We start from the raw sequence: 13,468 nt of genomic DNA, 5'->3' as shown, positions 1-13,468 counted from the left end.
TTACATCACGTTATCTTTGTTTTGGCTGCGTATCCAGGTCAGGAATTTTTTTAGATGTACTGGAATGATACCTTGTTTATAGACAAGGTGGTATCCAGTGAGCTCTTCTCCTGTCAGCGAGAAGAGCTCGACGAGTTGGCCAGTTTTAATGTCTTCCTGCACCCAGTTAGAAGGCAAGACGCCGACGCCCTGTCCATCACGAATAGCGTCCTTGGTTAAGTATCCTGATAAATGAATTTTTGCATGATGCGCATGAAAATCAATTTTATGATGTTGAAGCCAAAGCTGCCATTCTGAGTGACGATGATCAATATCACACACCCAAGGTAATTTCATAAGATCTTTAGGCTCTTTGATTCGAATATCTTTTAGAAGTTCTGGCGATACTACGATGCTGGTGTAGCTGGGCATAAGCTGCTCAACGCTAAAGCCTGGCCAATTGCCGGCACCATAACGTATGGCAAGATCGTAATCATCCCTGCGCAGATCGACGACATCACTGTTAGCATTCAGTAGAATTTCAACATCAGGGTGCTGTTTGCGAAAATCCCCCAAGCGTGGCATGAGCCAGAAGTTTACGAAGGTTGGTGTCATGGTAATACGCAAGGGGCGGTCTGTTGTGCTGTCTTTGAGATCCTTGACCGCATCATCAATGATATCAAAGCTCTTTCCCAGTTCGGCACCGAGGCGAAACCCGGACTCTGTCGGTACGACACCCCGGCCTTCACGTTGGGTGAGTGTGATGCCAAACCATTCTTCAAGCCGCTTGATTTGTTGGGCAACAGCAGCGTGGGTCACATTCAGCTCTTTGGCTGCGTGACTTAGATTGTGATGTCTCACGACAGCTTCGAAGGCGCGTAGGCTGGAAAGGGAGGGAAAGTCACGCATTAAATGTAATAAAATCTAACATTTTAAGATTTTTCCTAATTTGAATTTAAACCCATTCTACCTGATATTTATGAGAATAGTTACATGAAAGGAATGGATCAATGATAGATATTTTAGGAAAAACTTACATTTTAGCGACGCGATTAGAGAGCCATGATGTGTTTGAGGGGCGCGGAAACTTCGGACAGAAAACGATAAATCATAATGTTGAGAAGCCGAGGGAACAAAAAAAGGCGAACTGGAAGTTTAAAGCTGGAAGCTTTTTCAAGTTCCTGAGTGTTTCTCCTGAGTGTCCTTGCCATTAAGTTCGGGGTGATTAAATTCGGGTATCCACCCCCATATAAGGGAAGCGCATTATGTTGACGTTGGATCATCAGTTTGATTTTAAAGGGCAATTTGTGGCGTGGGACGTGATAGGTAGCGGCGAACCACTTGTTCTTGTTCATGGTACGCCTTTTTCATCGCAAGTCTGGCGTCGAATTGCTCCTTTGTTGGCCCATAAATGGCGGGTGTATTATTTTGATCTTTTGGGCTATGGGCAATCTGAAAAAAGAGAGGGGCAAGATGTTTCTCTGGGTGTTCAAAATGAACTCCTGGTCGCTCTAGTTAATCATTGGCAACTGGTCAAACCGGCTATTCTAGCTCACGATTTTGGTGGTGCTACAGCTCTACGCGCTCATTACCTAAACGGGCTGAATTATGCACAAATGACACTGGTTGATCCTGTGGCGTTGGCTCCTTGGGGATCTCCTTTTGTTCAGCATGTGCGAAACCATGAAACAGCATTTGTGGGGAACCCGGATTATATTCACGATGCGATCTTGCGGGCCTATATACAGGGTGCTGCTTTTCATCCGTTGGATGAAGAAGCTTTATCTTTCTATATGCAGCCTTGGCAAGGTAATCGGGGGAAAGCGGCCTTTTACCGACAAATTGCACAAATGGATCAAAAATATACGGATGACATATCTGATCAATATGCTTCTATGGCGTGCCCCCTTAACATTATTTGGGGTGAAGAAGATAAGTGGATACCATTGTCTCATGGGAAGAAACTGGCCAAATTCCTTAACAATGGTCGGCTTTCTATCGTTCCAAATGCGGGGCATCTGGTACAGGAAGATCGACCGGAAGCGATTGTGGCTGCCATGTTGTAAAGGTTGGGTCTGGTTATGAGATTACGGTGTTTACTTATTTTTGCCTAAAGCTCCTTTTCGGGAAGAGATTCGGTCTCATGGAAAGTAGAATTCGATTTTAGCATTTTTGCTGAGGCCAGGAACGCGCCACCGACGATGAGCAAACAAGCGATGGCAAGCGTCCAGCTTGCCTGTGCCAAGCCAACAGCGACAAGTAACAAGGTACTCAGAAGCGGCGCACCATAAGAGAGAGCGCCAAGGACTTGAATATCTCCGTGCTTCGTTCCGTAATCCCAGACAAAGAAAGCTAGGCCAACAGGACCAAGCCCAAGAGCTAGAATAGCTAACGACTGGATGCTTGTGGGTGTTACCCATGTTTCTGTGCCGAGGTGGAAAACAAACCCTAGAAAAGCTGTTGCCCCGCAAAACCCGGTAACGGCATCTGTTGGAACGTCTTTAAATTTTCTGTTGAGGACAGAGTAGCTTGACCAGGTCAGCGCGCAGGCGATTGCGGCAAGGTAACCCACATAATGCTCCGCACTCCAAGATAAACTCTGTCCTTTGGTGACAATCAGGACAGCGCCGGCCAGACCGATAAGAGTACCTGCCACATGAAACCAGTAAAGTCTCTCGCCTGGTAGCAATGCAGAGAAGAAAACAATCAGGAGCGGCCAGAGGTATGCAATCAGGCTTGCTTCAACTGCGGGGGCATTATGCAGGGCAATGAAGTAAAACAAATGATACCCAAAGAGGCCACCAACTGAGACAATCCAGACAATGGGCTTCTGTTTTAAGTTTTGAAAAGATTTTTTGCCTTTGGCACTTAAAACAATAAACCCGGATACAAAGGCAATAAAGAATGTGAGGGCTAAGAGCTGGAAGGGAGGAATACCTTTTGCCCACGTTGTGAAAAGCGCCAAAAGTGCCCACAAAAGAATAGCAATAGTGCCGATAATAGTCGCTCGTATGCTGTGGCTTGGTGAGGATGTCATTTCTGTTTAGAGTTCCAAAGTTATGGGGCAAAGCTAAGGCTTGGAATGTAGAGGTTTTGGAACAGATGTCTTGTCTTTGGTTCTGATTTTTTTTGCCAGGATTCTGTTTTGGGGATTCTGTTTTTGGAATTCTGTTTCAGGTTTTATTGTGGAGCCTACGGTCAGTGCCGGGTGTTGTCCCAAAGCTAGTGCGATAGGCCCGATTGAAGCTACTTTGATCTGAATAGCCAACATCTTGTGCGATCTCGATCAGGGAAAGCCTTGAATTTAAAACGAGCTGCCGGGCGTGTTCCAGCTTCAAGTTGGTTTGGAATTTTTGCGGTGAATATCCTAAATAGTTACTGAAGAGCGCATGTAGATGGCTCACGGACAGGCAAGCCTGTTCGGCAATATCTTTTGAAGATAGCTTCCTCGTATGGTTTTGTTTAATGAACTTCAAGGCCTTTTGCAGCTTTTCTGGAAGCTTGTTGTCTTCAGTGTTATTTCTATCCGCAAGGGCTAGCAGGAAGAGCTTGATGCTTTGCTCTCCGATAGATGTCATGGCCTGGTCTTTGAATTCTGAAGCCGTAAATTGGCTGAGGTTTAGCAGGCCATCATCAAGCGGAAACAGAATCTGGTTGTGGGCGCTGTCCCAGAGTGAATTGAGCTCGGGCATATAGTTGGCATCAGCAAAATCAAAGTCGACGACGGTAAAACTATTAGGGCGAAGTCCCCTGAATGCATGTGTGTCATTGGCCGTTATAATGGCGACTTGATCAATTCTGGCAACACCGGAAGATTGTTCTGCCTCAAGTTCCAATTCACCTTTGTGCGGAATAATCAGCTGGTGAAAAGCTCTGTGGCTATGACTCTTAAAGTCACTTGTATAGGTTCGACGACTTGTTTTCATCACTATATTTTAGCAGGGTGGACTGCAAAGCCAAGCGATGTTGCTGCAGGCGAGAGTATACTCGACTTGTTGGTGTGTTCTAAGGGTAGATATAATGTTTTAGCTAATGAATTAGATCGTTTTCTTAAACACATGTTAAAACAATTCCCATATGATACGTGCTCTTTTCGTTGATCATATTGCTATAGAGCAAAGGTTATATTTGATTGGTGTGTGATTTGTAGTCAAAGAGTACGACTACTATGAGTTGGTTGGTATCTATGAGATCATGTGGGTATGGGGCTGTATTTTATCTGCTGTTGAGCTTGCTCTTTGTACCTGCACACGCCCAAACGATATATACAGAGAATTTTCCGCCATATAACTATGAGGTTGATGGAAAATTACTGGGATTATCCAGTAAAATCATCCAGAAAATGGCCCGTGAAATAGGTGTCGAACCTTCCATTTCCTTTTTGCCTTGGGCAAGAGCCTATAAATATGCAAAAGATAGAGAGAATAGTGGTATTTTCTCTATTGTGCGTGTTCCTTCGAGAGAGCCTGACTTTCAATGGGTTGGCCCAATTGAGACGGTCAATATGGGGATATATACATCAGAGCTTAACGATAATGAATACTTTGGAGAGAACGACCAGAGGCTTGAGCAAGCCAAGGAGGCGGTTAGTATCGGGGTACAGCGAGGAGGCGCAGCGGAAAAGATCCTTATGTCAATGGGATTCAAGAATTTGCATCATTCCGCAACTTCCCGCAAAGCCATTTTGAGATTGATCGATCATCGATACGAACTGTTGGCACTTGATGGAAATTATTTGCAGTTCATATTAGAAGCCGAAAATATCCCTCAATCGCGCATCCGAAGAGTTGCAGACATTGGTGAATTCGATCTCTATCTTGCTTTTTCAAACAGTACGCCAACAGAAATTGTTGAAAAGTGGCAACAGGCATTGGATACCATTAGAAATCGTTCACTAAGCGAAGATAAAGGTGTCATGAATTAGTACCTTATTATCCCTAAAGGCCATATAAGACCTAGTACTTCACAGTTGCTATGAACGCGGATTATTAAAACAGAAGTCTCTATGCGACAAACATAGAGACTTCCTATCTTGGAATTTACAAAAATAATCTAGGCAACGGCTTGTTGATTTATGGTCCCTTTCGTGTGTGCTGCAATATATTCAGCAAGCTGAGACTCTGTATTTGCTGTGTGTACAAAAGCCAGCCGCATTTCACCGGTTGAATTTAACTCAACAATATTAAAGTTGAGGGCTTCATTAAATTCTGCAAGCTGAATTTGGGATACTTGATCGGGAATAACAGATAGCGGACTCACCTTGGCACCGCTCAGTGAGAGGTTCGTCAATTCAACGTCGATCATCTCTGATCCGTTTATTAAAGCTGCGGACCAAGGGCCATCAAACCTTTCTGTTGAACGGCGATTGCCAACAGCAGACTCTCTCAATTTTTTCAAAACATCAGCCATTCTGTTTTGTAGCTCTATAATTTGATCCGCTGTCTGATCTGCGTTATTCCGTACTTGGGTCGATATGTTTCTAACTTCATTTGTTTCTACAGCAAGGTGGCTGACCTCGTTTGAGGCTTCGGTCGTGTTGATTGCTGTTTCTTGAACGTTTTGACTGATCTCTCTGGTTGCCAGATCTTGTTGTTCAATCGAATCCCCAATGGTTTGAGCTATATCATTAACCTCACTAATTGTCCCTGTGATTGAACGAATAGCAGTAACAGCCTTGCCGGTTTCGCTTCTGATTGATGTGACTTGGTCGCTGATTTCTTCCGTTGCTTTGGCTGTTTGTGTCGCGAGGCTTTTGACTTCTGAAGCAACCACAGCAAAGCCTTTACCTGCGTCACCAGCACGAGCGGCCTCAATTGTGGCATTCAAAGCCAGAAGATTGGTTTGCTCGGCAATATCTTGAATTAAATTAACAACATGACCAATCTTTTCGGCAGCACCAGAAAGCTCGCTGATTGTTGTGTCGGTACTTTGTGCCTCTCCTACGGCTTTAAGGGTGATGGCATTCGATTGCTCCACTTGTCTTGTGATTTCCCCAATAGAAGAGGATAATTCTTCTGATGCAGATGCGACGGCTTGAATGCGCTCGCTGGCTTGGCCAGTACTGGTCGATACTGATGTTGTTCTATTCGTTAATGATTCTACGATCTCATTCATATTCCGTGAGGCAGACCTCATTTCGGTTGTTTTTGCATTGGCGTCCTCTACTGCATCTCTGACCTCTTGCCCCAGAGCATCTGCAATCGAAAGAATCTCAGCTTTGAGACTGGCTGCTTGTTCTTCTCTGCGTTTCGCATTTTCGGCGCGTGTTTGTGTGATTTCAATTGAATTCTCTTTGAAAACCTGGACGGCGCGACTCATTTCACCCATTTCATCTTTGCGATCCAAGCCGGTGAGTTCAATTGTCTGGTCGCCCTTTGCAAGACGTTTCATCGCAGAAATAATTTTCCCCAAAGGTAGTGTAATACTACGTGTAATAAGAATACTTAACAAAATAGAGCTAAGTAGTAGAACAAGACCAACAGAAATTGTGATGATGTTTGTCTTTTCGCGTACGTTTGTTAATTCAGTCTTTGCTTGAATCAATCCCGTTCCTGCTGTTTCAAACAGCAATTTGAAATCGGGCTCCATTAATTTGAATATTGCACTTAAATTCGTTATTTCCTTTTGCGCTTCTAGGTGGGTTTCTGCCCAAAGAGAGAATTTAAGTTGATAGTGATTGATTAAGGTAGTTAACTCTTCTTTGTCTGGGGTGGATAGAGTAGAATTTTCAAGTAATTGTAAAAATTCAGTTCGACGATCTGCGATACGATTTATATATTTGTCCTGTCCCCGAAGCATGAAATCTTTTTCATGGCGACGTATCATGAGCATTTTAATTGTTAGTGCTTCTTGTTCGTTAATTTTTAGCTGTTCCTCTACCTTATGAACTGCAGTTCGTAAGTCACCTTTCAAACCGCTCTCTTCATCAAGTCCCATTGCTGTTAATAGGGTGACAACCTTTTCAAACTGTTGAGAGTGCTGATCTAGATTGTTGCGAAGGCGACTAATTTCGGTTTGCAGATTTTCTGCTGCTGGAAGGCTTGCAAGTTCAGTCAATGCTGTTGAAATTTCTTTTCCCTGTTTGAGGTACAGATCCGCATATTTTTGATCTTTACGTAAAAGGAAATCTTTTTCCCTTCGGCGCATCTGTAAGACACCAATTTCTATATTTTTTGTCAGCGTGGCTAGTTTTTCATTGTTTTCTTGATCGTTAAAGGCGCGTCCAACCAATTGATCGCCTGAAAAAAATGTACCACCAAGAATAACAAGACTAGCAACGGCAAGAACTGCAATAAGGCTAATACGTAAACTGATTTTTGCACTTCGGAAAAAAGTAAGTTTCAACATGACAGAACCGCTCCTGTGTAGGTGTTTGAGGTGGGAACCTATACTCAATCCAACCTAGGGGTTTTGTCTCGTGACTACGAAATATACCAACTCGGCAAAGTTTGGCAGTTATGTAGTTTTAGATTACGAGCGGTTTTAAGTTTGAATTTTATTTACTAATAATGGGTAAATGAAAATATAATTATCGCTATGGTTGTGTGTAGTGTTTGTAAGAATAGCTTGTTGAAATAAGTGATTTGGATGATAAAAAGGTTGTGTGGAGCCGCTTTAGTTCACCCCACAAGTTTGTGCCATTCTTCTTCACTTAAAACACTTACACCCAAGTCGGCAGCTTTTTTCAGTTTGGAACCAGCATCAGCACCAGCCACTACGTAATCAGTCTTCTTCGAAACAGATCCGGAAACCTTCGCGCCCAGGCTTTCCGCTTTTGCTTTGGCTTCATCCCTGGACATTGTCTGTAACTTGCCAGTGAAAACAACTGTCTTCCCTGTTACTGGTGAGTCGGTATTAATTTCGAGAATAAACTCTTCAACTTTTATTTGTGCCTTAAGATCGGCGATGACTTCCTGATTGTGAGGTTCGTTAAAGAAGGCAATCAAATCACCTGCCATAGAAGCCCCGATGCCGTCGATTGACAGTAACTCTTGCAGGGCATCACTTTCCGGATCATGCGCAAGTTGTGTGATTTCTTCTATATGTTCCAGGGTGCCATAGGTTTTAGCCATTAGTTTAGCTGTGGCTTGACCAATCTGGGGGATGCCAAGGGCAAAGATAAAGCGGTCCAGGCCGATTGTTCTTTTGCTTTCGATGGCATTGTAAAGGTTTTCTACAGATTGCCGTCCCCAACCAGGTTGGTTTCGAAGGGGCGTTAGCCTTCTGCGGTCATTCTCGGCCAATCTGAATAGATCTGCTGGCGATTTGATAGTGCCTTGTTCAAAGAAAAACTTGATTTGTTTGTCGCCAAGTCCTTCGATGTCAAAGGCATTCCTGCTGACAAAATGCTTCAGACGTTCTACGGCCTGCGCCGGGCATATCAAGCCGCCCGTACAACGGGTGACAACTTCGCCGTCTTCTTGTGTGGCCTGAGATCCGCACTCAGGGCAATGATCAGGGAAGGGGAAAGGGACAGAGTCCTCGGGACGTTTTTCGAGAATAACTTCTACGACCTGTGGGATAACGTCGCCAGCGCGTTGGATGACAATGCTATCACCTTCACGTACGTCTTTTCGTTCAATCTCGTCTTTGTTGTGTAAGGTTGCCCTGGAAACGACAACACCACCAACCGTGATTGGTTCAAGGTTTGCAACGGGGGTGAGTGCGCCGGTTCTGCCCACTTGAATGGTTATTTCGTTAAGGCGTGTTATCGCACGCTCGGCAGGGAATTTGTGTGCAATAGCCCAACGCGGGGCACGACTGACAAAACCGAGGCGTTCTTGCCAATCAAGGCGGTTCACCTTGTAAACAATACCGTCAATTTCATGGTTAAGATCGGGACGGTCGGTCATGATCTGACGGTAATAGCCAAGGATTTCATCTAGTGACGTGCATAGTTGTCCTGGATTAACGGGTAATCCCCAGGATTTCATCTTGGCCCGAACGTCAGTTAGGCTTTCACCTAAGGGCGCAGAAGTTTCCCCCCAGGCATAAGCAAAAAAATCTAATGGTCTGGCGGATGTAATGGAAGGATCTAGTTGTCTTAATGACCCTGCTGCGGCATTTCGGGGGTTGGCAAATGTCTTGCCCCCGGTGGATGCCTGATTTGTATTAAGTTCCTGAAAACGATCCCGACGCATGTAAACCTCACCCCGAATTTCGACAACATCAGGATAAGAGGTCCCGGTGAGTTGATGGGGGATACAGGCAATGGTTTTTACGTTCGCGGTTATATTTTCACCGATGGCACCATCGCCACGAGTTGCTGCTTGTACGAGAACACCTTTCTCGTAACGGATAGAACATGAAAGACCGTCGATCTTGGGTTCAGCAAAGATATTTACCGCCTCATCTTTACCTAGGCCAAGAAAGCGCCTGATACGTGCCAAAAACTCAGAAACATCTTCGTCAGCAAAAGCATTCCCAAGAGAGAGCATGGGCACAGAATGTTTTATCTTGCCGAAACCGGAGGATGGTGCTGCCCCGACTTTATGTGTCGGGCTGTCTTCGCGTACAAGATGCGGGAATGCCTTTTCAATAGCTTCGTTCCGACGTCTTAGGACGTCATATTCAGCGTCAGTTAATTCGGGTTCATCGTTCTGATAATAAAGTGCATCATGACGTGCTATTTCTGTTGCGAGATATGCGAGTTCAGTCGTAGCCTGCTCATCGGTAAGCCTTTCTGTCTCTGGATCAAAGAGAGAGAATGTAGAGGTGTCTTTTGTCAAGGTATCTATCCTAAAAGGCTATCGGCTGCTGAACGTGCTTCGTTGGTTATCTCGGCACCAGACAGCATACGGGCTACTTCTTCCCGGCGTTCTTCGTTGCTTAAATGGAAAACAGTTGTTGTGGTCTGATCTGCTTTGGAGGACTTCGCGACTTTGAGATGTTGCATACCTTTGGCGGCGACTTGAGGGCTATGCGTAATGACAAGAATTTGTCGTTCTTCTGCGAGGCGGGACAGGCGTTCTCCGACTGCGTGTGCAGTGGCACCACCAATGCCTGCATCAACTTCGTCAAAGACAAGGCAATCAATTGGACTGACCTTTGCCATAACGACTTTTAACGCAAGAAGAAACCGTGCGAGTTCGCCGCCGGATGCAATCTTACCCAATGGACCCGGTGTTGAGCCTGAATTTGTCGCGACCAGAAATGCGACCTGATCCCAGCCATGTTGACCCCAGCTCTCTTCGGATTGAATAATTAGAGAGGTTTGAAAAATGGCACGCTCGAGTTTAAGGGGTGGTAACTCGTTATTGATTGCCTGATCTAATTCTTTGGCCTTTTTATGTCGAGCCTTGCTTAGTTTTTCAGCTGCTTTGGCATAGGCAGATCTCGCTTCTTCGCATAAACGATCTAGTTTTTGGAGATGTTCGTTGCCTGTATCGATGAGCTTGAGCTGCTCTGCTACTTGGTCTCGCACTTTGACCAGCTCTTTTGGCTCAACACGGTGCTTTCTGGCGAGGTCTTGATAGAGGAAATAGCGTTCTTCTGTTTCTTGAAGGCGGGCTGGATCTAGATCTAGATCTAGATCATTGGATACGTCTTGGAGGTTGGCGAGAGCATCTTGTATTTCGAAAGTTGCGCGATCCAAAGCTTCGACCACAGGCTGTATTTTTTCACTAACGTTTTCTGGTGTTGTTGCCAAGTGCCGTTGTGCTTCGGCAAGCGAATTTTCGGCACCACCAATACCGTTTTCTCCGCTAAGTTCCAGTGTACAAGCATTCATCGCTTGAATTAATTTTTCACTGTGAATTAATAATTGTCTTTGTGATGAAAGAGTTTCTAGCTCTCCTGCAACCGGAGACAGATTATCTAACTCTTCCAGAGAATGACGTAAAAATGTCTCTTCGCGTTGTGCCTGAGCTAGCTTTTCATCGGCTTCAGATCGCTCATTGGAAAGAGCCTGCCATTTGCGCCAAAGCTCGGAGGTTTGTGATGTAAGGTGAACGTTATCGCTTGCCGCGTCGAGTAAGTTTCGGTGATTACTCTGATCCAAAAGGCCGCGCTGTTCGAATTGCCCTTGTATTTCTATCAGTAAATCGCCTGCTTGCCTGAGCAGGTTTGCGGAAACTGGTGTGTCGTTAATGTAAGCACGACTTCTGCCATCAGGGTTTACCACACGTCTGAAAACGAGCAGATCATCGTCGATGGAAACGTCTTTATCTTTTAAGAACTCGAAAACGGGATGGTCTGATACTGGATCAAAAACGGCGGACACGGTTGCTTTGTCGGTGCCTTGGCGAACCAGCCGGGATTCAGCTCTTGCGCCAAGGGCAAGACCAAGAGAATCAAGCAGTATGGATTTACCTGCGCCTGTCTCGCCCGTTAGAACGCAGAGGCCGTTATCAAAAGAAAGTTCCAGGCGGTCAATCAGCACAACATTGCTGATGGAAAGGTTCAGCAGCATGGAGCACCTATCACTAGAGAATGGAATCCCAAACTTCAGAAATCCAGGAACCTTCTTTTTCTTCTGGTTCCAGATCCTGTCCGGTTAAGAGCGCGTAACTGTCTTGATACCAACGTTCGCCGGGGAAGTTGTGCCCTAGAACTGAAGCAGTTGCTTGTGCTTCGTCAATAATACCAAGTGCAAGATACGCCTCTACCAAGCGATGTAATGCTTCTGGGACGTGTGTGGTTGTCTGGTATTGACCTATGACAGTTCTAAAGCGGTTGATTGCGGCAAGGTACTCTTTACGGTTCAGATAGAAGCGCCCGATGGTCATCTGTTTCCCGGCGAGGTGATCGTTTGCAAGGTCAATTTTTAGCTGAGCATCACGTGCATACTTACTTTCGGGGAATCTGCGGACAACATCCCGTAGAGACGACAGTGCATCACGCGTCATCTTTTGATCACGTCCGACGTCCGAAATCTGCTCGTAATAGCAAAGTGCCTTCAGATAATACGCATAAGGCGTATCGCGGTTACCGGGATGCAAATCAATGAAGCGATCCAAGGCGCTGATGGCATCATCATATCTGTTCTCGGAATAAAGAGCATAGGCTGCCATTAACTGTGCCTTTGATGCCCATACCGAATAAGGATGCTGACGCTCAACTTCGTCAAAGAGCCTTGCTGCATCTTCGTTGTCACCTGCTTTTAAGGCGCTATTAGCATCGTTGTACAGTTCTTCAACGGGGCGCTCTACATAAGCGGGTCTGTCATCAGAGCTACAAGCTGCTAAAGATGCGAGGAGTGATACCGCAAGGGTCACTTGTTTGTAGGAACTATCAATCTGCTGTCCGAAAAGACGGAAATTCATCTTAGGTTACTCTTTATCCAAAACCAAATTATGCATCCCCAAATGACTTATTCGGGCTTGTTCCATAGGCATATAAACACCAATGGTAAGGGTATAACCAGAGCACTATAGGGCTTCAAACTCTTGTCCTCAAGCGTCGTAAGGATAACTTGATCTCTTCAGGATAAAAAAAATATTTTTCCAGCGTTTATAAATGCAAAAAGCCCAGTGAAACCGGGCTTTTGTGATCTTCAATACGATGAATATTAAACAGAAGCAGCGACCGCGCGTTCCGGTGCAACAAAGCTAGAGCTGCGAGCAACAGTGTTTTCCGCTGGTAGGGTGGCCCATTCCCAAGCGCTATTGTCGGAAAGCAGCTGTTTCACCAAGCGGTATGTTTGGGCGTGACCACTTTTAATGCCGTGGTAATGACCAATAATTGGTGCGCCTGCAAGGAACAGATCCCCGATAGAATCTAGAATTTTATGGCGGACAAATTCGTTGCCATAACGAAGACCGCCTTCATTCATCACCGTATCGCCATCAATAACAATGGCATTGTCCAGTGAGCCACCACGGGCAAGGCCCATTTTACGAAGCTGATCTGCTTCATGCAGGAAGCCGAAAGTACGGGCGCGACTTACTTCCTGTTTATATTGGTCGGGGCGGACTTCCATAAAGAGTTCCTGACGTCCGATTGCTTGTGTATCAAAATCAATTTCGAAACTGACAGAGAAACCTTCTGCTGGGCTCAGGATACCAGAGCGGGTTTCCTCATCGTCACGTACTTCTTTGAGGATGCGAATGGCACGCTTTGGCGCATTCTGTTCAACAACGCCTGCGCATTCGATTAGAAACACAAAGGGAGATGAACTGCCGTCCATAACGGGTACTTCGCAAGAATTAATGTCAATACGACAGTTGTCGATACCAAAACCAGCGAGTGCTGACATAAGGTGCTCAATCGTGCCGATTTTCACATCACCTTTTACAAGGGTGGTACAGAGAGGAGACTCAATGGCGTATTCCCAGGTTGCTGGAATAATAGCGCCTTTCCCGGCGACATCGGTACGGTGAAAAACAATACCAGTACCTGGCTCTGCAGGGTGAAGCGTCATAACAACATTGTCACCTGAATGTAGGCCGACACCAGAGCAATTGATTGCGCTTTTGAGTGTCTTTTGCTTCAGTACACGATTGGCAGCAGTGTTGGTTTTCATGAGTACGCTTCGTTTGTTAGTTAATCC

At 45.4% G+C, this 13,468-nt stretch carries 10 protein-coding genes; 2 read left to right on the top strand and 8 right to left on the bottom strand.

Annotation, left to right across the window (positions count from 1 at the left end; all coding sequences use genetic code 11):
- Nucleotides 1-888: a LysR substrate-binding domain-containing protein gene (locus BKB51_RS05160; RefSeq protein ID WP_085899991.1), complete on the bottom strand. Its 888-nt coding sequence runs from the start codon at nucleotides 886-888 to the stop codon at nucleotides 1-3.
- Nucleotides 889-1,244: 356 nt separating this feature from the next.
- Between BKB51_RS05160 and BKB51_RS05150 the strand changes: the two genes are divergently transcribed.
- Nucleotides 1,245-2,045 (top strand): alpha/beta fold hydrolase, encoded by an 801-nt coding sequence (locus tag BKB51_RS05150; protein WP_085899989.1) that lies wholly within the window; start codon nucleotides 1,245-1,247, stop codon nucleotides 2,043-2,045.
- Between the two features lie 44 nt (nucleotides 2,046-2,089).
- On the opposite strand, the gene yddG is transcribed toward BKB51_RS05150, so the two are convergent.
- Both yddG and BKB51_RS05140 read right to left on the bottom strand, forming a co-directional pair.
- Nucleotides 2,090-3,016, bottom strand: coding sequence for an aromatic amino acid exporter YddG (gene yddG / locus BKB51_RS05145; RefSeq protein ID WP_085899988.1), 927 nt, complete (start codon nucleotides 3,014-3,016; stop codon nucleotides 2,090-2,092).
- A 136-nt stretch (nucleotides 3,017-3,152) separates the two neighbouring features.
- The gene (locus BKB51_RS05140) at nucleotides 3,153-3,905 is read right to left on the bottom strand and encodes a helix-turn-helix domain-containing protein (RefSeq protein ID WP_085899987.1); all 753 of its coding nucleotides are present in this window, start codon (nucleotides 3,903-3,905) and stop codon (nucleotides 3,153-3,155) included.
- A gap of 242 nt (nucleotides 3,906-4,147) precedes the next feature.
- Here BKB51_RS05140 and BKB51_RS05135 point away from each other — a divergent pair, with 242 nt between their 5' ends.
- Nucleotides 4,148-4,903, top strand: coding sequence for a substrate-binding periplasmic protein (locus BKB51_RS05135; protein WP_085899986.1), 756 nt, complete (start codon nucleotides 4,148-4,150; stop codon nucleotides 4,901-4,903).
- A gap of 128 nt (nucleotides 4,904-5,031) precedes the next feature.
- Here the strand turns inward: BKB51_RS05135 and BKB51_RS05130 are convergent, their stop codons facing one another.
- The 5 genes from BKB51_RS05130 to lpxC all read right to left on the bottom strand — a co-directional run bounded on the left by BKB51_RS05130 (nucleotide 5,032) and on the right by lpxC (nucleotide 13,441).
- Complete coding sequence (locus BKB51_RS05130) at nucleotides 5,032-7,326, bottom strand: methyl-accepting chemotaxis protein (protein WP_085899985.1); 2,295 nt, start codon at nucleotides 7,324-7,326, stop codon at nucleotides 5,032-5,034.
- 272 nt (nucleotides 7,327-7,598) lie between these two features.
- The gene (gene ligA, locus BKB51_RS05125) at nucleotides 7,599-9,707 is read right to left on the bottom strand and encodes an NAD-dependent DNA ligase LigA (protein ID WP_085899984.1); all 2,109 of its coding nucleotides are present in this window, start codon (nucleotides 9,705-9,707) and stop codon (nucleotides 7,599-7,601) included.
- 5 nt (nucleotides 9,708-9,712) lie between these two features.
- Nucleotides 9,713-11,389 (bottom strand): DNA repair protein RecN, encoded by a 1,677-nt coding sequence (recN, locus tag BKB51_RS05120; RefSeq protein WP_085899983.1) that lies wholly within the window; start codon nucleotides 11,387-11,389, stop codon nucleotides 9,713-9,715.
- A 13-nt stretch (nucleotides 11,390-11,402) separates the two neighbouring features.
- Entirely contained in the window at nucleotides 11,403-12,242 is an 840-nt protein-coding gene (locus BKB51_RS05115) for an outer membrane protein assembly factor BamD (RefSeq protein ID WP_085899982.1), read from the bottom strand.
- Between the two features lie 245 nt (nucleotides 12,243-12,487).
- Nucleotides 12,488-13,441, bottom strand: coding sequence for a UDP-3-O-acyl-N-acetylglucosamine deacetylase (gene lpxC, locus BKB51_RS05110; protein ID WP_085899981.1), 954 nt, complete (start codon nucleotides 13,439-13,441; stop codon nucleotides 12,488-12,490).
- Between the last annotated feature and the right edge of the window lie 27 nt (nucleotides 13,442-13,468).

The sequence above is a fragment of the Kiloniella majae genome (assembly GCF_002118315.1).
GTDB classification, from domain to species: domain Bacteria; phylum Pseudomonadota; class Alphaproteobacteria; order Kiloniellales; family Kiloniellaceae; genus Kiloniella; species Kiloniella majae.
This window is presented reverse-complemented; position numbering and strand designations above follow the sequence as displayed.